This window comes from Salmonella sp. 32070601201500089SM, assembly GCF_017573605.1.
Classification (GTDB): Bacteria; Pseudomonadota; Gammaproteobacteria; order Enterobacterales; family Enterobacteriaceae; genus Salmonella; species Salmonella enterica.
Genome location: NZ_JAGETK010000005.1, coordinates 120,403 through 142,099, shown reverse-complemented (window position 1 = coordinate 142,099; position 21,697 = coordinate 120,403). Strand labels below are relative to the sequence as shown.

The 21,697-nt window shown below is 52.8% G+C and carries 22 protein-coding genes; 18 read left to right on the top strand and 4 right to left on the bottom strand.

Annotated features, from left to right (window positions below; all coding sequences use genetic code 11):
* The first annotated feature begins 16 nt into the window (after nt 1–16).
* The 16 genes from hflX to J4728_RS10395 all read left to right on the top strand — a co-directional run bounded on the left by hflX (nt 17) and on the right by J4728_RS10395 (nt 16,298).
* Nucleotides 17–1,297 carry a ribosome rescue GTPase HflX gene (hflX, locus tag J4728_RS10470; RefSeq protein ID WP_000460338.1) on the top strand — a complete coding sequence of 427 codons (1,281 nt, stop codon included), beginning with the start codon at nt 17–19 and terminating at the stop codon, nt 1,295–1,297.
* A 214-nt stretch (nt 1,298–1,511) separates the two neighbouring features.
* Nucleotides 1,512–2,771: an FtsH protease activity modulator HflK gene (gene hflK, locus J4728_RS10465; protein WP_000312505.1), complete on the top strand. Its 1,260-nt coding sequence runs from the start codon at nt 1,512–1,514 to the stop codon at nt 2,769–2,771.
* 2 nt (nt 2,772–2,773) lie between these two features.
* Entirely contained in the window at nt 2,774–3,778 is a 1,005-nt protein-coding gene (gene hflC, locus J4728_RS10460) for a protease modulator HflC (protein WP_001232417.1), read from the top strand.
* 78 nt (nt 3,779–3,856) lie between these two features.
* Entirely contained in the window at nt 3,857–4,054 is a 198-nt protein-coding gene (locus tag J4728_RS10455; RefSeq protein WP_001089290.1) for a DUF2065 domain-containing protein, read from the top strand.
* Nucleotides 4,055–4,156: 102 nt separating this feature from the next.
* Nucleotides 4,157–5,455: an adenylosuccinate synthase gene (gene purA, locus J4728_RS10450; RefSeq protein ID WP_136164447.1), complete on the top strand. Its 1,299-nt coding sequence runs from the start codon at nt 4,157–4,159 to the stop codon at nt 5,453–5,455.
* Between the two features lie 206 nt (nt 5,456–5,661).
* The gene (nsrR, locus tag J4728_RS10445) at nt 5,662–6,087 is read left to right on the top strand and encodes a nitric oxide-sensing transcriptional repressor NsrR (protein WP_001177632.1); all 426 of its coding nucleotides are present in this window, start codon (nt 5,662–5,664) and stop codon (nt 6,085–6,087) included.
* 37 nt (nt 6,088–6,124) lie between these two features.
* On the top strand, nt 6,125–8,563 hold the full coding sequence (rnr, locus tag J4728_RS10440; protein ID WP_000076354.1) for a ribonuclease R: 2,439 nt from the start codon (nt 6,125–6,127) through the stop codon (nt 8,561–8,563).
* Nucleotides 8,564–8,653: 90 nt separating this feature from the next.
* Nucleotides 8,654–9,385 (top strand): 23S rRNA (guanosine(2251)-2'-O)-methyltransferase RlmB, encoded by a 732-nt coding sequence (gene rlmB / locus J4728_RS10435; protein WP_001293277.1) that lies wholly within the window; start codon nt 8,654–8,656, stop codon nt 9,383–9,385.
* 132 nt (nt 9,386–9,517) lie between these two features.
* A complete protein-coding gene (locus J4728_RS10430; protein ID WP_000312605.1) occupies nt 9,518–9,922 on the top strand; it encodes a YjfI family protein in 405 nt (134 codons plus the stop codon).
* Nucleotides 9,923–9,936: 14 nt separating this feature from the next.
* A complete protein-coding gene (locus J4728_RS10425; RefSeq protein ID WP_208211722.1) occupies nt 9,937–10,635 on the top strand; it encodes a PspA/IM30 family protein in 699 nt (232 codons plus the stop codon).
* Nucleotides 10,635–11,705 (top strand): potassium channel family protein, encoded by a 1,071-nt coding sequence (locus tag J4728_RS10420; RefSeq protein ID WP_208211720.1) that lies wholly within the window; start codon nt 10,635–10,637, stop codon nt 11,703–11,705. Before J4728_RS10425 ends, J4728_RS10420 begins: the two co-directional genes overlap by 1 nt.
* Nucleotides 11,678–12,361, top strand: a complete 684-nt coding sequence (locus J4728_RS10415) for a YjfK family protein (RefSeq protein ID WP_000090290.1) — start codon at nt 11,678–11,680, stop codon at nt 12,359–12,361. Before J4728_RS10420 ends, J4728_RS10415 begins: the two co-directional genes overlap by 28 nt.
* A 17-nt stretch (nt 12,362–12,378) precedes the next feature.
* On the top strand, nt 12,379–12,777 hold the full coding sequence (locus tag J4728_RS10410) for a DUF350 domain-containing protein (RefSeq protein ID WP_000547737.1): 399 nt from the start codon (nt 12,379–12,381) through the stop codon (nt 12,775–12,777).
* Between the two features lie 9 nt (nt 12,778–12,786).
* Entirely contained in the window at nt 12,787–13,425 is a 639-nt protein-coding gene (locus J4728_RS10405; RefSeq protein ID WP_001085596.1) for a DUF1190 domain-containing protein, read from the top strand.
* Nucleotides 13,426–13,427: 2 nt separating this feature from the next.
* A complete protein-coding gene (locus tag J4728_RS10400) occupies nt 13,428–14,591 on the top strand; it encodes a glutathionylspermidine synthase family protein (RefSeq protein WP_208211718.1) in 1,164 nt (387 codons plus the stop codon).
* An 84-nt stretch (nt 14,592–14,675) separates the two neighbouring features.
* Entirely contained in the window at nt 14,676–16,298 is a 1,623-nt protein-coding gene (locus J4728_RS10395; RefSeq protein ID WP_208211716.1) for an isovaleryl-CoA dehydrogenase, read from the top strand.
* A gap of 44 nt (nt 16,299–16,342) precedes the next feature.
* Here the strand turns inward: J4728_RS10395 and yjfN are convergent, their stop codons facing one another.
* Together yjfN and bsmA are read right to left on the bottom strand one after the other, a co-directional pair.
* Nucleotides 16,343–16,618, bottom strand: coding sequence for a DUF1471 family protease activator YjfN (gene yjfN, locus J4728_RS10390; protein WP_001518964.1), 276 nt, complete (start codon nt 16,616–16,618; stop codon nt 16,343–16,345).
* A gap of 130 nt (nt 16,619–16,748) precedes the next feature.
* Complete coding sequence (gene bsmA / locus J4728_RS10385; RefSeq protein WP_000586836.1) at nt 16,749–17,078, bottom strand: biofilm peroxide resistance protein BsmA; 330 nt, start codon at nt 17,076–17,078, stop codon at nt 16,749–16,751.
* Between the two features lie 183 nt (nt 17,079–17,261).
* Here bsmA and yjfP point away from each other — a divergent pair, with 183 nt between their 5' ends.
* Nucleotides 17,262–18,011, top strand: coding sequence for an esterase (gene yjfP / locus J4728_RS10380; RefSeq protein ID WP_000560303.1), 750 nt, complete (start codon nt 17,262–17,264; stop codon nt 18,009–18,011).
* On the opposite strand, the gene ulaR is transcribed toward yjfP, so the two are convergent.
* Both ulaR and ulaG read right to left on the bottom strand, forming a co-directional pair.
* Nucleotides 18,008–18,763, bottom strand: coding sequence for an HTH-type transcriptional regulator UlaR (ulaR, locus tag J4728_RS10375; RefSeq protein ID WP_000133618.1), 756 nt, complete (start codon nt 18,761–18,763; stop codon nt 18,008–18,010). The genes yjfP and ulaR overlap by 4 nt on opposite strands.
* 104 nt (nt 18,764–18,867) lie before the next feature.
* Entirely contained in the window at nt 18,868–19,932 is a 1,065-nt protein-coding gene (ulaG, locus tag J4728_RS10370) for an L-ascorbate 6-phosphate lactonase (protein WP_000049161.1), read from the bottom strand.
* 362 nt (nt 19,933–20,294) lie between these two features.
* Between ulaG and ulaA the strand changes: the two genes are divergently transcribed.
* Nucleotides 20,295–21,692: a PTS ascorbate transporter subunit IIC gene (ulaA, locus tag J4728_RS10365; RefSeq protein WP_000404873.1), complete on the top strand. Its 1,398-nt coding sequence runs from the start codon at nt 20,295–20,297 to the stop codon at nt 21,690–21,692.
* Nucleotides 21,693–21,697 lie beyond the last annotated feature (5 nt).

Here is a 21,697-nt window from a genome sequence, read left to right as displayed (position 1 = left end):
TTAAGAGGGTTTACGCTTGTTTGACCGTTATGATGCCGGTGAGCAGGCGGTACTGGTACACATCTATTTTTCGCAAGACAAAGATATGGAAGACCTCCAGGAGTTTGAATCTCTGGTCTCTTCCGCCGGTGTCGAAGCAATGCAGGTGATTACCGGTAGCCGTAAAGCACCGCACCCGAAGTACTTTGTAGGTGAAGGTAAGGCAGTTGAAATTGCGGAAGCCGTGAAAGCGACTGGCGCAGCGGTCGTATTGTTTGATCATGCATTGAGTCCAGCCCAGGAGCGAAACCTGGAGCGTTTGTGCGAGTGCCGGGTTATCGATCGCACCGGTCTTATCTTAGATATTTTTGCCCAACGTGCGCGTACCCATGAAGGTAAGTTGCAGGTTGAGCTGGCGCAGCTACGCCATCTGGCTACGCGTCTGGTGCGTGGCTGGACCCACCTTGAACGTCAGAAAGGCGGGATTGGTTTGCGCGGTCCGGGTGAAACCCAGCTCGAAACCGACCGTCGTTTACTGCGTAATCGCATTGTGCAGATTCAGTCGCGCCTGGAGAAAGTTGAGAAGCAACGTGAGCAGGGGCGGCAGTCGCGCATCAAGGCCGACGTTCCGACGGTATCGCTGGTGGGCTATACCAACGCCGGAAAATCCACCCTTTTTAATCAGATCACTGAAGCGCGGGTCTATGCGGCAGATCAGCTATTTGCGACGCTGGACCCCACGTTACGTCGTATTGATGTAGCGGATGTCGGTGAAACCGTTCTGGCGGATACGGTAGGCTTTATCCGCCATTTACCGCACGATCTGGTGGCTGCCTTTAAAGCTACCCTGCAAGAGACGCGTCAGGCGACGCTGCTGCTGCATGTGGTCGATGCGGCGGATGTTCGTGTGCAGGAAAACATCGAGGCGGTAAACACCGTTCTCGAAGAGATTGACGCTCACGAAATCCCCACCTTAATGGTGATGAACAAAATCGATATGCTGGACGACTTTGAACCGCGTATCGACAGAGATGAAGAGAATAAACCCATCCGCGTTTGGCTTTCAGCGCAAAGCGGCGTGGGGATACCACAGCTTTTTCAGGCTTTGACGGAGCGTCTTTCCGGCGAGGTGGCGCAGCATACGCTGCGTTTGCCGCCGCAGGAAGGGCGTCTGAGAAGTCGGTTTTATCAGCTTCAGGCAATAGAAAAAGAGTGGATGGAGGAAGACGGTAGCGTCAGTCTGCAGGTACGAATGCCGATTGTCGACTGGCGTCGCCTCTGTAAACAAGAACCGGCGTTGATCGAATACGTGATCTAGACGCGAAGCCATTCAGGTCGTATTGAGGCGGTAGCTGAGAGAATCTCAGGAGCTCACAACTAAGTGACCTGGGGTAAAAAAGCCGCCACTCAAGACGCAGCCTGAAAGATGATGTCTGTAACGGCGGTTCGTCTGAAGCATGGAGTAATTTCGCCTTATCCTCTGAGGTCGAAAGACAACGGGGATCACCGCATAACAAATATGGAGCACAAACATGGCGTGGAATCAGCCCGGTAATAACGGACAGGACCGCGACCCGTGGGGAAGCAGCAAACCTGGCAGCAACTCTGGGGGAAATGGAAACAAAGGTGGCCGCGATCAGGGACCTCCCGATCTGGATGATATCTTCCGTAAGCTGAGTAAAAAACTCGGTGGTTTTGGGGGCGGTAAAGGCACCGGTTCCGGCGGCGGTAGCTCATCGCAAGGCCCGCGTCCGCAACTGGGAGGCCGTATTGTCGCCATCGCCGCGGCGGCAGTAGTCATTATCTGGGCGGCCAGTGGTTTTTATACCATTAAAGAAGCCGAGCGCGGCGTTGTAACGCGTTTTGGTAAATTCAGCCATCTGGTAGAGCCAGGTCTGAACTGGAAGCCGACATTTATTGACGACGTTACGCCGGTGAACGTCGAAGCGGTGCGCGAACTGGCGGCGTCAGGCGTGATGCTGACGTCTGATGAAAACGTCGTGCGCGTTGAAATGAACGTGCAATACCGCGTCACCGATCCGCAGAAATATCTGTTTAGCGTGACCAGCCCGGACGATAGCCTGCGTCAGGCCACCGACAGCGCGCTGCGTGGCGTCATTGGCAAATACACGATGGATCGCATCCTGACCGAAGGCCGTACCGTTATTCGTAGCGATACCCAACGCGAGCTGGAAGAGACTATCAAACCGTACAACATGGGGATTACCCTGCTGGATGTGAACTTCCAGGCTGCGCGTCCGCCGGAAGAGGTGAAAGCCGCCTTTGACGACGCGATTGCCGCGCGTGAAAACGAGCAGCAGTACATTCGTGAAGCGGAAGCGTATACCAACGAAGTTCAGCCGCGCGCCAACGGTCAGGCGCAGCGTATTCTGGAAGAGGCACGCGCCTATAAAACCCAGACTATCCTGGAAGCGCAGGGTGAAGTCGCCCGGTTTGCGAAGATTTTGCCGGAATATAAAGCCGCGCCGCAGATTACACGCGAGCGTCTGTATATTGAAACGATGGAAAAAGTGCTGAGCCATACCCGTAAAGTACTGGTTAACGACAAGAGCGGTAATTTAATGGTGCTGCCGTTAGATCAGATGCTGAAAGGCGGGAATGCGCCGGCGGCAAAGAGCGACAATAGCGCCAGCAACCTGCTGCGCCTGCCGCCGTCCACAAAGTCTAACGCCAGCGGAGCAAGCAACACGTCGTCCTCAAATCAGGGCGATATTATGGACCAACGCCGCGCGAATGCGCAGCGTAACGACTACCAGCGTCAGGGGGAATAACGATGCGTAAGTCAGTTATTGCGATTATCATCATCGTGCTGGTAGTGCTCTACATGTCCGTCTTTGTGGTCAAAGAGGGCGAGCGCGGCATTACGCTGCGTTTTGGTAAAGTTCTGCGTGACGATGAGAACAAACCGCTGGTTTACGCGCCGGGTCTGCACTTTAAGATCCCGTTTATTGAATCAGTGAAAATGCTTGATGCGCGTATCCAGACGATGGATAACCAGGCCGATCGCTTTGTGACTAAAGAGAAGAAAGACCTGATTGTCGACTCCTACATCAAATGGCGTATCAGCGACTTTAGCCGTTACTATCTGGCGACCGGCGGCGGCGATATTTCGCAAGCCGAAGTGCTGTTAAAACGTAAATTCTCGGACCGTTTGCGTTCTGAGATTGGTCGCCTGGACGTAAAAGACATCGTGACCGATTCTCGTGGTCGTCTGACTCTGGAGGTGCGCGACGCGCTGAACTCCGGTTCAGCCGGCACTGATGATGAAGTGGCGACCCCGGCGGCGGATGATGCGATTGCCGAAGCGGCGGAACGCGTCACGGCGGAAACCAAAGGTAAAGTACCGGTCATCAACCCGAACAGTATGGCGGCGTTGGGTATCGAAGTGGTCGATGTGCGTATTAAGCAGATCAACCTGCCGACCGAGGTTTCTGAGGCGATTTACAACCGTATGCGCGCCGAGCGTGAAGCGGTCGCGCGTCGTCATCGCTCACAAGGTCAGGAAGAAGCGGAAAAACTGCGTGCGGCTGCTGACTATGAGGTGACGAAAACTCTGGCGGAAGCCGAGCGTCAGGGGCGTATCATGCGTGGTGAAGGTGATGCTGAAGCCGCGAAGCTGTTTGCCGACGCGTTCAGTCAGGACCCTGATTTCTACGCGTTCATTCGTAGTCTGCGCGCTTACGAGAAGAGCTTCGAAGGTAATCAGGACGTGATGGTACTGAGCCCGGACAGCGATTTCTTCCGCTACATGAAGACACCGAGTTCGACGACACGCTAAAATAGCGTCAGCGGTTTTAGACCAGCAAAACCACCGCATCCAAAGGATGCCGGTGGTTTTCTTTTATAAGGGCGATAAATGAATTCAACAATCTGGTTGGCGCTTGCTCTGGTATTAGTCCTCGAAGGGCTGGGACCGATGCTGTATCCCGGCGCATGGAAAAAAATGGTTTCGGCACTGGCGCAACTGCCGGAAAATGTTTTACGTCGTTTTGGCGGCGGACTTGTGGTCGCGGGAGTTGTGGTCTACTACATGTTGAGGAAAACGATTGGCTGAGCAAAAAGTGGTCGGATTTGCCGCAGATTGAGTGCAAAAAGTGCTGTATATCTGAAAAAGCGATGGTAGAATCCATTTTTAAGCAAACGGTGATTTTGAAAAATGGGTAACAACGTCGTCGTACTGGGCACCCAATGGGGTGACGAAGGTAAAGGAAAGATCGTCGATCTTCTGACTGAACGGGCTAAATATGTTGTACGCTACCAGGGCGGTCACAACGCAGGCCATACTCTCGTAATCAACGGTGAAAAAACCGTTCTCCATCTTATTCCATCAGGTATTCTTCGCGAGAATGTAACCAGCATCATCGGTAACGGTGTTGTGCTGTCTCCGAGCGCGCTGATGAAAGAGATGAAAGAACTGGAAGACCGTGGCATCCCCGTTCGTGAGCGTCTGCTGCTGTCTGAAGCCTGTCCGCTGATCCTTGATTATCACGTTGCGCTGGATAACGCGCGTGAGAAAGCGCGTGGCGCGAAAGCGATCGGCACCACCGGTCGTGGAATCGGGCCTGCTTATGAAGATAAAGTGGCACGTCGCGGTCTGCGTGTTGGTGACCTTTTCGACAAAGAAACCTTCGCTGAAAAACTGAAAGAAGTGATGGAATATCACAACTTCCAGTTGGTTAACTACTACAAAGTTGAAGCGGTTGATTACCAGAAAGTTCTGGATAATACGATGGCTGTTGCCGACATCCTGACTTCTATGGTTGTTGACGTTTCGGACCTGCTCGACCAGGCGCGTCAGCGTGGCGATTTCGTCATGTTTGAAGGTGCGCAGGGTACCCTGCTGGATATCGACCACGGTACTTATCCGTACGTAACTTCTTCTAACACCACTGCAGGTGGCGTGGCGACCGGTTCCGGCCTAGGCCCGCGTTATGTTGATTACGTTCTGGGTATCCTCAAAGCTTACTCCACTCGTGTAGGTGCAGGTCCGTTCCCGACTGAGCTGTTTGATGAAACCGGCGAGTTCCTCTGCAAGCAGGGTAACGAATACGGCGCTACTACCGGCCGTCGTCGTCGTACCGGCTGGCTGGACACCGTTGCCGTTCGTCGTGCGGTACAGCTGAACTCCCTGTCTGGCTTCTGCCTGACCAAACTGGACGTGCTGGATGGCCTGAAAGAGGTGAAACTCTGCGTGGCTTACCGTATGCCGGATGGTCGCGAAGTGACTACCACTCCGCTGGCAGCTGACGACTGGAAAGGTGTAGAGCCGATTTACGAAACCATGCCGGGCTGGTCTGAATCCACCTTCGGCGTGAAAGATCGTAGCGGCCTGCCGCAGGCGGCGCTGAACTACATCAAACGTATCGAAGAACTGACCGGCGTGCCGATTGATATTATTTCTACCGGCCCCGATCGTACTGAGACGATGATTCTGCGCGACCCGTTCGACGCGTAAATCTGGTACGCCTGGCAGATATTTTGCCTGCCGGGCTAACAGTGTGATACATTGCTGTGTCGGGTAAGCCATTACGCTATCCGACACAGTGTTAAATCCTCGCTTTTTTCCTTCCCCGAACTGAAATAAATTAGCGACACAGCTTGTGGCTGGTTTATCATCAATATAAATGTATTTTTCCCGTTTTCCCTTTTCCTGAGGTTGATGTGCAGTTAACGAGTTTCACCGATTACGGCTTACGTGCGCTAATCTATATGGCGTCGTTACCAGATGGACGAATGACCAGCATTTCTGAGGTGACAGAAGTCTACGGCGTGTCCCGTAATCATATGGTCAAAATTATCAATCAGCTTAGCCGGGCGGGCTTTGTCACCGCCGTTCGGGGAAAAAATGGCGGTATCCGCCTGGGTAAACCGGCTAATACTATTTGTATTGGCGATGTGGTGCGTGAGCTGGAACCCTTATCACTGGTCAACTGTAGCAGCGAATTTTGCCACATCACCCCTGCCTGTCGTCTGAAACAGGCGCTTTCTAAGGCCGTGCAGAGTTTTCTCAAGGAGCTGGATAACTACACGCTTGCCGATTTGGTTGAAGAGAATCAACCGCTTTATAAATTATTACTGGTGGAGTGAAGTAAACTTCATTAGAGATGACAATGGAGGAACCTCAATGTCACAAGATCCTTTCCAGGAACGCGAAGCAGAAAAATACGCGAATCCTATCCCGAGCCGGGAATTTATCCTCGAACATTTAACGAAACGTGAAAAACCGGCCAGTCGCGAAGAACTGGCCGTAGAACTGAATATTGAAGGCGAAGAGCAGCTTGAAGCCTTGCGTCGCCGCCTGCGCGCGATGGAGCGCGACGGACAACTGGTCTTTACCCGCCGCCAGTGCTATGCGCTGCCGGAACGCCTCGACCTGCTGAAAGGCACCGTGATCGGTCATCGTGACGGTTACGGTTTCTTACGTGTCGAAGGCCGCAAAGACGATCTGTATCTTTCCAGCGAGCAGATGAAAACCTGTATTCATGGCGATCAGGTGCTGGCGCAGCCGCTGGGCGCCGATCGTAAAGGTCGCCGCGAAGCGCGTATCGTCCGTGTACTGGTACCGAAAACCAGTCAGATAGTCGGGCGTTATTTCACCGATGCGGGCGTCGGCTTTGTAGTGCCGGACGACAGCCGTCTCAGCTTCGACATTCTTATCCCGCCAGAAGACGTCATGGGCGCGCGGATGGGGTTCGTGGTCGTGGTTGAACTGACCCAACGTCCAACTCGCCGTACTAAAGCGGTAGGGAAAATCGTCGAAGTGCTGGGCGACAATATGGGCACCGGTATGGCGGTTGATATGGCGCTGCGTACCCATGAAATACCTTACATCTGGCCGCAGGCGGTAGAGCAGCAGGTCGCCGGGCTGAAAGAAGAGGTGCCGGAAGAGGCGAAAGTCGGTCGTGTCGATCTGCGCGATTTGCCGCTGGTCACTATTGATGGCGAAGATGCCCGTGACTTTGACGACGCGGTTTACTGTGAGAAAAAACGCGGCGGCGGCTGGCGTTTGTGGGTCGCTATTGCTGATGTGAGCTATTATGTACGGCCGCCAACGCCGCTGGATCGCGAGGCGCGCAATCGCGGCACGTCGGTTTACTTCCCGTCACAGGTTGTCCCAATGTTGCCGGAGGTGCTCTCCAACGGTCTGTGTTCGCTAAACCCGCAGGTTGACAGGCTGTGTATGGTCTGTGAAATGACCATCTCGGCGAAAGGTCGGCTGACCGGCTACAAATTCTATGAAGCGGTGATGAGCTCCCATGCGCGTCTGACCTATACCAAAGTCTGGCATATGCTGCAGGGCGATCAGGATCTGCGTGAACAATATGCGCCGCTGGTGAAGCATATTGAAGAGCTGCACAACCTCTACAAAGTGCTGGATAAAGCGCGTGAAGAGCGCGGGGGGATCTCGTTTGAGAGCGAAGAGGCGAAGTTTATCTTTAACGCCGATCGTCGCATTGAGCGTATCGAACAGACCCAGCGTAATGACGCGCATAAGCTTATCGAAGAGTGCATGATCATGGCGAATATCTCGGCGGCGCGCTTTGTCGAAAAAGCTAAAGAGCCGGCGTTATTCCGTATTCATGATAAGCCCACCACCGAAGCGATCACCTCATTCCGCTCCGTACTGGCGGAGCTGGGGTTGGAGCTGCCGGGCGGAAACAAACCGGAACCGCGCGATTATGCCGAACTGCTTGAATCGATTGCCGACCGGCCGGACGCCGAAATGCTGCAAACTATGCTGCTGCGTTCAATGAAGCAGGCGATTTACGATCCGGAAAACCGCGGGCACTTTGGCCTGGCGTTGCAGTCTTATGCGCACTTTACCTCGCCGATTCGCCGCTATCCGGATCTTTCTTTGCACCGCGCCATTAAGTACCTGCTGGCGAAAGAGCAAGGGAACAAGGGCAACACCACAGAAACGGGCGGTTATCACTACTCGATGGAAGAGATGTTGCAGCTCGGTCAGCACTGTTCGATGGCGGAACGCCGCGCTGATGAAGCGACGCGTGATGTCTCCGACTGGCTGAAATGTGACTTTATGCTGGATCAGGTAGGCAACGTCTTTAAGGGCGTGATTGCCAGCGTCACCGGTTTCGGCTTCTTTGTCCGTCTTGATGAACTGTTTATCGATGGGCTGGTACACGTTTCCTCACTGGATAACGATTACTATCGCTTCGATCAGGTAGGGCAACGTCTGATTGGCGAGTCCGGCGGGCAGACATATCGCCTGGGCGACCGGGTCGAGGTACGCGTCGAAGCGGTGAATATGGACGAACGGAAAATTGACTTTAGCCTGATCTCCAGCGAGCGCGCACCGCGTAACGTCGGCAAAACGGCGCGTGAAAAAGCGAAAAAAGGTGAAAGTAAAAACGCCGGTAAACGTCGTCAGGTAGGTAAAAAAGTTAACTTCGAGCCTGATAGCGCCTTCCGCGGCGAGAAAAAAGCGAAGCCGAAAGCAGCGAAGAAAGACGCGAGAAAAGCAAAAAAGCCATCGGCTAAAACGCAGAAAATAGCCGCAGCGACCAAAGCGAAGCGTGCGGCGAAGAAAAAAGCGGCAGAGTGAGCAATACCCTCTTCAAACAGAAGAGGGTGAATTATCTGTAGGCCGGGCAAGCGTAGCGCCCCCGGCAAAACGTAAACAACGAGTACATTAATGAGCGAAATGATTTACGGCATCCACGCAGTGCAGGCCCTGCTGGAGCGCGCCCCTGAACGTTTTCAGGAAGTCTTTATTTTAAAAGGCCGTGAAGATAAACGTCTGTTGCCGCTGATTCACGCCCTTGAGTCCCAGGGCGTTGTTATCCAGCTGGCAAACCGCCAATATCTCGACGAGAAAAGCGACGGTGCCGTGCATCAGGGTATTATCGCTCGCGTGAAACCAGGCCGGCAGTATCAGGAAAACGATCTGCCGGATCTGATCGCATTACACGAACGCCCCTTTTTGTTGATCCTCGATGGCGTCACCGATCCGCATAATCTTGGCGCCTGTCTGCGCAGCGCCGATGCTGCAGGCGTACATGCGGTAATCGTGCCGAAAGACCGCTCCGCGCAACTTAACGCGACGGCGAAGAAAGTCGCCTGCGGCGCAGCGGAAAGCGTGCCATTGATCCGCGTCACCAACCTGGCGCGCACGATGCGCATGTTGCAGGAAGAGAATATCTGGATTGTCGGAACGGCGGGCGAGGCTGACCATACGCTGTATCAGAGCAAAATGCCTGGCCGCATGGCGCTGGTCATGGGCGCAGAAGGTGAAGGTATGCGTCGTCTGACCCGTGAGCACTGCGATGAGCTGATCAGCATTCCTATGGCTGGTAGCGTGTCGTCGCTGAATGTCTCTGTGGCGACCGGGATTTGTCTGTTTGAAGCCGTTCGCCAGCGCACCTGACGCTAATATTCTTTTTTAAGAAAATAACCATCCATAATCGGATGGTTTTTTTTTATCTTTGGCTGGTAATATAAAAAGCAAAACCTACCCTGTAACTCCCTTTATTTATAAAAAAGAGATAGAGATAATAATATGGCATGGACTCCACGGACGCTGGCGGATGCGTTAAACAACATCGCCGAATTAGATATTGATATAGAAAATAATGAATCTTCATTAATAATAAAAATGAATGATTATGGCGATTTACCACTGGCGGTTTTATTTACCTCGCAACAAATAGTTATCGAGACTTATATCTGTCCGGTAAATACGATTAGAGATACAGCGGAATTTAATCTTTTCTTATTGAGAAATCAGAAGGTTTTACCGCTGTCTTCGGTCGGTATTACCCAGGTAAAACAGGAGGAGTATTATGTTGCTTTTGGCGCGTTGTCGTTAAATTCGTCGCTTGCCGACGTGACGCTGGAAATCACCACGCTTGTAGAAAATGCGTTGGATATCGCTGAAATAACACAAGTCTATTCACAGGAATAATACAGGCGGCTTTCATGGGAATTTTAAAAAGTTTGTTCACGTTAGGTAAATCATTCGTTGCTCAGGCAGAAGAAGCCATTGATGAAGCACAGGGTGTACGTATGCTGGAGCAGCATATTCGCGACGCAAAAGCCGAGCTGGATAAAGCGGGTAAATCCAGAGTGGATTTATTGGCGCGGGTGAAGCTAAGCCATGACAAGCTGAATGATTTACGTGAGCGTAAAGCCAGCCTTGAAACACGAGCGTTGGCGGCAATGAGTAAGAATGTCGACGCCGCTTTACTCAACGAAGTGGCGGAAGAAATAGCCCGTCTGGAAAATGCCATTCTTGCCGAAGAACAGGTGCTGACTAATCTGGAAGCCTCTTGCGATGCGGTGGAGAAGGCCGTAACGGCGACAGGCCAGCGGATTGCGCAGTTTGAGCAGCAACTTGAAGTGGTTAAGGCGACAGAAGCCATGCAGCGCGCGCAGCAGGCGGTGACGACTTCGACCGTCGGAGCCGCGTCGAATGTGTCTACGGCGGCGGAGTCGCTTAAACGTTTACAAACGCGTCAGGCTGAACGCCAGGCCCGGCTGGATGCCGCCGCGCAGCTGGAAAAAGTCGCCGATGGACGCGACCTGGATGAAAAACTGGCGCAGGCCGGCATTGGCGCAACCAATAAAAGCAATGCTCAGGATGTGTTGGCGCGTTTACAGCGTCAACAAGGCGAATAATGCTCTTTACGTGGATTGTCAAAACCTGCCAGCGTCATTTGTCCAGACTGACCTGGCCCGCTTTGCTGGGCCTGTTTATCGGGCAGTATCTGCTTTGTTATCTGGTGCTGCGCCTGTTGCGCGAAAGCGCGTTGGTGAGCCAGTTAAGCGATTTTATCTATTACTGCTCGGTGGTGGGTTCCACATTAGGTTTTGGCGATCTTAGCCCGCAGACGGCGCCAGGACGTCTGTTCACCGCGCTGTGGCAAATTCCGGTTAGCATCGGGTTGTTCGGCGCGTTAATGGGAAAAGTGATTGCGCAGGTACAGGGAATGTTAGCGAAAGGAATAACGGGCATGGGCGATTATCGCCATTTACACCATCATATGCTGGTGATTGGCTGGCGGGGTCATCAAACCGAAAAGATGATCTCATTGCTGCTATATGACAAGCGGCGTGCCTTTGAACGGGTTCTGCTGTGCGAACTGGAAGATATTCAGCATCCGCTGCCGGGTAATAACTGGGTGGATTTTATCCGCATCAGCAACTTTAACGATCCGCAGGAACACCAGCGCATGGGGCTGGAGCAGTGCCAGAGCGTGATTATTTTCGCTCGTACCGATGAGCAGACCTTCACGGCGGCGCTCTCGCTGGCAGACTATGTACCCGCGCAGTGCCATATTGTGGTTTATCTGGAAGACGAGCGTTATGCCGGATTACTGGAAACCCACTGCCCGCGCATGGAGATAGTCCGTAACCTTTCCGCTGAACAACTTTCCCGTTCCATTCAGGACCCAGGATCATCGCAATCTGTCGCTTCCATTATGAATCCGATGCTGGGCGATACCGGATTCGCGCTGTCTGTCCCGGCTTCTGTCGCGCCTATGCGATACGGCGCGCTAATGCGTTATATGAAGCTTCATCATGACGCGACGGTGCTGGGGATCAGTCACTGCAAGAATGGTCGTGGTATGGAATTGAATCCGGTGATTTCAACTGAAGTCAGAGGCGGTATGTGGCTACATCTGGTCGGTAATAATCGCATTCTGGCTGAAGAGGTCGCATGGCAAGAGATAGAGGTTCCCCTATGATGCAATTTTTTCAGCGTTTGCTCGGTAAAACAAGCGCGCCAGCGCCGATTCGCGGACCATTAGGATTACATCTTAACGCCGGTTTCACGCTGGATACGCTGGCATTTCGGCTACTGGAGTCGTCGTTGCTGGTGGCGCTACCGGGTGAAAAATACACTGTCGCGGCAGCGAGTCGCATAGATTTAGGCGGCGGCAGTCAGATTTTTCGCTACTACACCTCTGGCGATGAGTTTCTACAAATTAACACCACTGGCGGCACGGATGTTGACGACATTGATGACATCAAACTTTTTGTATATGAGGAAAGTTTCGGTATTAACGAGGAACGTCACTGGCGTTCAGCCATTGCGCCAGCGGCAATAGGGCCGATGACGCTCAACTGGCAAGAACGGCGCTGGCAGCGCTTTTTTAACCATGAAGAGCCGGGCAATATTGAACCTGTCTACATGCTGGAAAAGGTTGAAAATCAGCAGGCAGAGAAATGGGACGTTCACAATTTTACGATGGGCTTCCAGCGCCAGGTGACGGATGACGCCTGGGAGTATCTTCTATTGAACGGGGAAGAATCATTTAATGAGCGCGGTGAGCCTGAATGGGTGTTTTCACGCGCCCTCGGCGTGGATATCCCGCTCACTTCACTGACGGTTATTGGTTAAGCACATACAGGGAAATTATGCATATACTGGACGCATTACTGGCTTTCTGCGCCTATTTTTTTATTGGCGCGGCAATGGTCATTGTATTTCTTTTTATTTACTCAAAGATAACGCCGCATAATGAATGGCAGCTGATAAAAAATAACAATACTGCGGCATCGCTGGCCTTTAGCGGTACGTTGCTGGGCTATGTCATCCCCTTATCCAGCGCGGCGATAAACTCGGTCAGTATCCCGGACTATTTTGCCTGGGGCGGCATTGCGCTGGTGATTCAACTGCTGATTTATGGTTGCGTAAGGTTATACATGCCTACGCTGAGCGAAAAAATTATTCATCACAACGTGGCGGCGGGGCTATTTATGGGAACCGCAGCGCTGGCTGGCGGTATTTTTAACGCTGCCTGTATGACATGGTAACGGAAGATCATGGCAAAAAAACGAAAATCCAGAAGCACATCCGGCGTAGGCCATTCGGCAATAAGACGAATAGCCGAACCGGTTAATCCCTTTGAGCGGCAACGAAATCGCTACACGCCAAAATGCCTGACGCTGGCGATTATGGGTGGAGCGGCCTTTTTTCTCCTGAAAGGGTGCGGTGATGGCGGCAATACTGACAACGACGGCGATGGGACGTTTTACGCCACGGTGAACGACTGTATCGACGATGGCAACAGCGCCAGCGTTTGCGCTGACGGCTGGAATAATGCGAAAACAGAATTTTACGCTAATGTGCCTAAGCAATTGACGCAGGAGCGCTGTCAGTCGCAGTTTGGCGATTGCTACTTTGATATCACCGAGCGGAGCTGGGTTCCGGTATTAAGCGGCTTTTTACTCAGCCGCGCGATTCGTCAGAACCGTGATGAACAATACATCTATAGCAGCGGCGGTTCATCTTACGTCTCCCGTCCCGTCTGGCGCACCACATCCGGCGATTATGCGTGGCGCAGCGGCACAGGGAAAAGCGATACCGTGACCAGCCCTGGTTATATCACACGGAAAGCGTCCACCGTCTCCCGCGGCGGCTATGGCCGTTCTTCCAGCGCCCGCGGGCACTGGGGAGGCTAACCATGCTACGACACAACGTACCGATACGCCGGGATCTGGATAAGATCGCCTGCGATCACGGTTTTGACTTTCATGTTATCGATAACGAAATTTACTGGGATGAAAGCCGGGCCTACCGTTTTACATTACGGCAAATTGAAGAACAGATCGAAAAACCGACCGCAGAGCTTCATCAGATGTGTCTGGAGATTGTCGAGCGGGCCGTCCGGGATGAGCAGATCATGCAGCAGCTGGCGATCCCGCCATTGTACTGGGATGTCATCGCCGAAAGTTGGCGCAGCCGCGATCCTTCGCTTTACGGGCGGATGGATTTCGTCTGGTGCGGCAAAGATCCGGTTAAATTGCTGGAATACAATGCGGATACGCCGACGTCGCTCTATGAGTCCTCCTACTTTCAATGGCTATGGCTGGAGGATGCTCGTCGTAGCGGCGCCATCCCGCGTGATGCCGATCAATACAACGCGATACAGGAGCGGCTGATCGCCCGCTTCAGCGAGCTGTACAGCCGGGAACCGCTCTACTTTTGCTGTTGTGAAGATACCGACGAAGATCGCACGACGGTGCTGTACCTTCAGGATTGCGCGCAGCAGGCGGGCCAGGAAACGCGATTTATCTATATTGAAGAACTGGGACTTGGCGTAGGCGGTGTGCTGACCGATCTGGACGATAACGTGATTCGCCGCGCCTTTAAGCTCTACCCGCAGGAATGGATGATGCGCGATGACAACGGCCCGCTGTTGCGAAAACGTCGTGAGCAATGGATTGAGCCATTGTGGAAAAGTATTCTGAGTAACAAAGGGCTGTTGCCGTTATTGTGGCGCTTTTTCCCTGGCCATCCGAATCTTCTGCCGGCCTGGTTTGAGGGCGAAAAATCGCTCGCAGCGCCAGGCGAAAGCAGCGTACGGAAGCCGATTTATTCACGTGAAGGCGGCAACGTCACGATTTTCGACGAGCGGCAAAATGTTATCGATCATGCCGACGGCGACTACGCTGACGAGCCGATGATTTACCAGGCGTTTCAGCCTTTGCCGCGCTTTGGCGATAGCTATACGCTGATTGGCAGTTGGATCATTGACGATGAAGCCTCCGGGATGGGGATTCGCGAGGACAATACGCTAATTACCAAAGACACTTCCCGTTTCGTCCCACATTATATTGCCGGTTAATCATACTTTTGTGATCTTGCTCTGGCGTCAATGGCGCAGTCATGACCATACTTGACTGCAGCGCCATTGAAGGAGGGAGACACCATGTCCTGGCAAACACATACCGTCTTTAATCAACCTGCTCCGCTCAATAACAGTAACTTATTCCTGTCTGATGGCGCGCTGTGTGAAGCGGTTTCCCGGGAAGGCGCGGGATGGGATAGCGATCTTCTCGCCAGCATTGGCCAACAACTGGGAACGGCGGAATCACTGGAGCTGGGTCGTCTGGCGAACGCGCATCCTCCTGAGTTGCTGCGTTACGATCCCCAGGGACAGCGTCTGGATGACGTTCGCTTTCATCCCGCCTGGCACCTGTTGATGCAGGGGCTTTGCGCTAATCGGGTACATAACCTGGCCTGGGAGGAGGAGGCAAGGGCGGGAAGTTTTGTCGCCCGGGCGGCGCGTTTTGTATTACATGCTCAGGTAGAAGCGGGAACACTCTGTCCTGTCACGATGACCTTTGCCGCGACACCGTTGCTATTGCAGATGCTTCCCGCCACTTTCCATGACTGGCTGGTGCCGCTGCGCAGCGATCGCTACGATTCGCATTTGCTGCCGGGCGGGCAAAAGCGGGGTCTGCTCATCGGCATGGGAATGACGGAAAAGCAGGGCGGATCTGACGTACTCAGTAATACGACCCACGCGGAGCGGCTGGCGGATGATTCATATCGGCTGGTGGGACATAAATGGTTTTTCTCTGTGCCGCAAAGTGATGCGCACCTCGTGTTGGCGCAGGCAAAAGGAGGACTATCCTGTTTCTTTGTGCCGCGTTTCCTGCCAGACGGGCAACGGGACTCTGTTCGTCTTGAACGCCTGAAAGATAAACTCGGTAATCGATCTAATGCCAGCGCCGAAGTCGAGTTTCAGGATGCCGTCGGCTGGCGGCTGGGAGAAGAGGGCGAAGGGATTCGGCATATCTTAAAGATGGGCGGTATGACGTGTCTTGATTGCGCGCTCGGGAGTCATGGCTTAATGCGGCGCGCATTTTCAGTCGCGATTTACCATGCTCATCAGCGTCAGGCTTTTGGTAAGCCGCTGATCGAACAACCGTTGATGCGACAAACCTTAAGTCGTATGGCGCTATGCCTGGAGGGGCAGACGGCGCTTTTGTTTCGGCTGGCGCGCGCCTGGGAGCAACGTCGCGAGGCGAAAGAGGCATTATGGGCGCGATTATTCACGCCAGCGGCGAAATTCGCCATCTGTAAGCAGGGAATCCCTTTTGTGGCTGAGGCGATGGAGGTTCTCGGCGGGATGGGGTATTGCGAAGAGAGCGAACTCCCGCGCCTGTACCGTGAAATGCCGGTGAACAGTATCTGGGAAGGGTCCGGCAATATCATGTGTCTGGATGTACTTCGGGTGCTGACAAAACAACACGGCGTCTATGACGTATTGAGTGAGGCTTTTGCGGAAGTCAAAGGCCAGGATCGCCATTACGACCGCGCGGTACGTCAGCTACAGCAACGTTTACGCAAACCGGACGAAGCAATGGGCAGAGAGATTACGCAGCAGCTTTTCCTGCTGGGGTGCGGAGCGGAAATGCTGCGTCATGCCTCGCCGCCGCTGGCGCAAGCGTGGTGTCAGATGATGCTGGATACACGCGGCGAAATGCCGCTGCCTGCCCAAGTGCAAAATGATTTACTGTTAAGGGCGACCGGGGGACTGCGGTAACGTTTGGCCTGTAGTACATGCCATCCGGCGCGAGCCACGCGGCATCAGGCATAGAGTATCGCCTGTACGCGCCAGTTATCCGACTGTTGTTCTTCATACATTTGAATAATTCTGTACCAGGACGCACCCTGTTCATCGGCTTTCAGGGCGATAATCCGCTCCACATCCTGTGGGTTTCCTGCAACATTACTGACCGAGATCAGGCCGATTTCATTCAGACCCGTTACGCAGTCAGCACTGGCGAATTCGGCAGACTGTGCCGTCGTACTCACCAGTCCGGCAGAAAGCAGCAGTGAGGATAAGGCAAGTTCTTGTTTCATCGTCAGCTCCTTATTACATACCCCGCATTTAACAGGACGCTCCATCACGGTAAACCTGTTTGTTTATTGTGCACAGGTAAACGCATAGGGGCGCAAAGCAATGTAAAACTGACTAAAAATCAATCTACTGTTATTGACGATACAAAATGGCTTGTGAATACCACTGGCCGGTTACAACCGTTTCATCAACCATTAAGATAACGTAATAATCGGCTTTCGCAGCGACGGCTTTCGCTCTGATTTCATCTATTGCATCATCCGGGGAGCCCCGAACCAGCGCGCTTACGGTCCCCATCCGCTGTAGTCCTTGCGTTTGATCGCGACGGATTTCCTGCGGGTGATCGGCGACAGGCGGCGCAGGTTGCGGCGTACCCTGCAGCACGCTACACGCGCTTAATAACAGCGCTGCTATCAATGAAGCAAACCGACGCATAACTCTATCTCGTTTCCTGATAATCATAGTGTAATGCCTTATTGATTTCCCTTTAGGGGGAATGTTCCCGAAGTGTTACCTGTCACGCGATTTTCGAATGAAAACGTTGCGAAAGCGTAACCCAGTTCTCAAACATTATGAATTATTGCGCTATCCATAAACTTGCGTTAAGTATTTCTCCGTGGCATACCGGATAAAAAGGAGAGAATAATGATAGCGATTGAAACACGACAATTAGCCGGAGGCGTCGTACTACATGCCTTCCCGGAAGGGAAACGCGCCGTGCCGCTTCCCTGTGTGGTGTTCTATCATGGCTTCACCTCCTCCAGCCTGGTTTATAGTTATTTTGCCGTTGCCCTGGCACAGGCAGGATTCCGGGTAGTCATGCCGGATGCGCCGGAGCATGGCGCTCGCTTCGGCGGCGACTCACAGGGACGGATACACCGATTCTGGCAGATTCTGCACCAAAACATGCAGGAATTTACGACGTTACGTGCGGCGATTCAGGCGGAAAACTGGCTACTTGACGGGCGGTTGGCGGTGGGCGGCGCATCCATGGGCGGTATGACGGCGCTGGGCATTATGACGCGTCACCGTGAGGTAAAATGCGGGGCCAGTTTAATGGGGTCGGGCTATTTTACCGGGCTCGCCCGGACGCTTTTCCCGCCGTTATCCCCGCAGAACCCAGCACAGCAGGCGGAATTCGACAATATCATCGCGCCGCTACGTGAATGGGAAGTCACACACCAGTTAGAGCGACTGGCCGACAGGCCGCTTCTGTTGTGGCATGGTCAGGAGGATGACGTGGTGCCTGCTATCGAAACCTTCCGGCTCCAGCAGGCACTCGCCGCGGCGAAGCTGGATAAGCATGTGACCTGTTTATGGGCCGCAGGCGTGCGGCATCGCATTACGCCAGAAGCGTTGTCGGCGACGGTAGCGTTTTTCCGACAGCATCTTTAAACGCGGAGTATGCTTACACCCTGGGCTTCAAGCTGTTGCAAAACCTGCGGATTGGCATTTTTGCCGGTAATCAGCATAGCGATCTGATCGGCGCGGCTGAACAGCATTCCCGCGCGCTCGCCAATTTTACTGCTATCGACCAGCGCGACCAGTTTCCCGACGACGCTGAGCATTTTTTGTTCCGCCATGGCGGTTAGCATATCGGTCTTGTACAGGCCATCCGCGGTTAAGCCCTTTCCGCTGGTAAACATCCAGTGGCCAGCATAGAGACTGTTTTCACTTCCCTGCGGGCTCAGGGTAATCGACTGGCTTTTATTATACTGACCACCCATGATAATCACGCTGTCATGCTCTTGATCGATCAGATAATTCGCCAGCGGCAGATAGTTGGTAATGATCTGTACCGGCTTCCCGCACATTTCACGCCCCAGCAGGAAAGCGGTGGAGCCGCAGTTAATCACTACGCTTTCACCCGGGTTTACCAGCTGCGACGCCGCTTTCGCGATGCGTACTTTTTCATCGTGGTTTTGCGCCTGGTGCAGATTCATCGGCGTCCAGCGGGGCCGCTGTTGGGTAATGGCCTCTGCGCCGTTGCGCACTTTTTTAAGTTTCCCGCTTTCGTCGAGCTTGTTGATGTCGCGGCGCGCTGTCGCCGGGGAGATCCCCAGACGCTCAATCACGTTTTCGACGGTAACAAAGCCCAACTGTGCCAGCATATCCAGCAGTATTTGATGTCTTTGTGCTTCAGTCATGAGCTATTCCGATACAAATTGATTTGAAAAGATGATATTTGAAATAGCCTGGAAATACTAAAGTAAATGGAAAAAATGCCGGGTAATCCCGGCATGATATCGACTCACAGGAAGGATTTGAACGGTAGATCGGGTTCAATGGTAAAGCAATCGTCAAACCCACGCGGATAGTGGTATTCGAAATTGTCTTTATCCAGCGGCCAGGTAAACTTGCCGCCAACCTGCCAGATAAACGGTTTAAAACCATACTTCAGGCGATCTTTCTTCATTTCCCATAGCACGCGGATCTCTTGCGGATCGGCCTGGAAGTTCGACCAGATATCGTGATGGAACGGGATCACCACTTTGGTATTCAGCGATTCCGCCATGCGTAGAATATCCGCGCTGGTCATTTTGTCCGTAATACCGCGTGGGTTTTCACCGTAAGAACCGAGCGCGACATCAATTTGATGTTCGTTGCCGTGTTTCGCGTAGTAGTTGGAATAGTGAGAATCGCCGCTGTGATAGAGATTGCCGCCCGGCGTTTTAAACAGATAGTTAACCGCGCGTACATCCATGCCGTCCGGCAGTACGCCAGCGGCTTTCTGATCGGCGGGCAGGGTGATTAATGCGGTGCGGTCAAAGGCATCAAGCGCGTGAATTTCAATATCTTTCACTTTCACGACATCGCCCGGTTTTACCACGATGCAGCGTTCTTTCGGCACGCCCCAGCCAACCCATAAATCCACACAGGTCTGCGGGCCGATAAACGGAACATCATCGGCGCAATTCTGCATTACGGCAGCCGCGACATTGACGTCAATGTGATCGTTATGGTCGTGGGTCGCCAGGACGGCGTCAATCTGACGGATAGCGAAAGGATCGAGAACAAACGGCGTGGTGCGCAGGTTAGGCTGTAATTTTTTGACGCCAGCCATACGCTGCATCTGGTGGCCGGTTTTCATCAACGGATTACCGTGGCTCTGTTTACCGGTACCGCACCAGAAATCGACGCATACGTTAGTGCCGCCTTCAGATTTTAGCCAGATACCGGTACAGCCCAGCCACCACATAGCGAACGTACCCGGCGCGACCTGCTCTTGCTCAATCTCTTCGTTCAGCCAGCTTCCCCACTCCGGAAACGTGCTCAGAATCCATGATTCACGCGTGATGCTTTGTACTTTACTCATCGCATTTACCTTCATGTTTGTTCAAAATAGTTCAAAATGTGATTTGTTTTGATTAATCCTGACACTATTTTCTCAAGAAGGCAATGGGCTATTTTTTGACTTTTGGGTAGAGGAGAACGCAGCCAGAAGAAAATTTAATCTTTTCTGGCGTCATGGGGATGTATTCATCTTTATGATTTTACTTATTTTAATGAAGAAATGAGTTATTTATAAGTAAACCATGTATTAAGTGTGCTAATTATTTGCGCGCTACGTCACATTTAATCAAATTCAATCTTGTTGTGATTACTTTTGAAAATTACAGTGGAGGGACATTATTCTGAGCGCCTGTGACTCAGCAACCTTGTCTACCGGAGATCGTTATGGAGATCCTCTACAACATCTTTACCATTTTTTTTAATCAGGTAATGACCAATGCCCCGCTATTACTGGGTATTGTGACCTGCCTGGGCTATATCCTGCTGCGTAAAAGCGTCAGCGTGATCATCAAAGGGACGATCAAAACCATCATTGGCTTCATGCTGCTACAGGCCGGGTCCGGCATTCTGACCAGCACCTTTAAACCGGTGGTGGCGAAAATGTCTGAGGTCTACGGCATCAACGGCGCGATTTCCGATACCTATGCTTCGATGATGGCAACGATCGAACGGATGGGTGATGCGTATAGTTGGGTAGGCTACGCGGTGTTGCTCGCGCTGGCGCTGAATATTTGTTACGTCTTGTTGCGACGCATTACCGGTATTCGCACCATCATGTTGACCGGGCACATCATGTTCCAGCAGGCGGGGCTGATTGCGGTCTCTTTCTATATCTTCGGCTATTCCATGTGGACCACCATTATCTGCACGGCGATACTGGTTTCCCTGTACTGGGGTATTACCTCCAACATGATGTACAAGCCGACTCAGGAAGTGACCGATGGCTGTGGTTTCTCCATCGGTCACCAGCAGCAGTTTGCTTCCTGGATTGCCTATAAAGTCGCGCCGTTCCTGGGCAAAAAAGAGGAAAGCGTTGAAGACCTCAAACTGCCGGGCTGGCTGAACATTTTCCATGACAACATCGTCTCCACGGCGATTGTAATGACCATCTTCTTTGGTGCCATTCTGCTCTCCTTTGGTATCGATACCGTACAGGCGATGGCGGGTAAAACCCACTGGACAATCTATATCCTGCAAACCGGTTTCTCCTTTGCGGTGGCGATCTTCATCATCACCCAGGGCGTGCGTATGTTTGTCGCCGAGCTCTCTGAGGCCTTTAACGGTATCTCCCAGCGTCTGATTCCGGGCGCAGTACTGGCGATTGACTGCGCCGCTATTTATAGCTTCGCGCCGAACGCGGTGGTCTGGGGCTTTATGTGGGGCACCATCGGTCAGCTGATTGCGGTTGGCATCCTGGTTGCCTGCGGCTCCTCGATCCTGATTATTCCTGGCTTTATCCCGATGTTCTTCTCTAACGCCACTATCGGCGTGTTCGCTAACCACTTCGGCGGCTGGCGTGCGGCGCTGAAGATTTGTCTGGTGATGGGGATGATCGAAATCTTTGGTTGCGTCTGGGCGGTGAAACTCACGGGGATGAGCGCCTGGATGGGTATGGCGGACTGGTCGATTCTGGCACCGCCGATGATGCAGGGCTTCTTCTCCCTCGGTATCGCCTTTATGGCCGTCATCATTGTAATTGCACTGGCTTATATGTTCTTCGCTGGCCGCGCACTGCGCGCAGAAGAAGATGCAGAAAAACAACTGGCAGAACAGTCTGCTTAATAAGG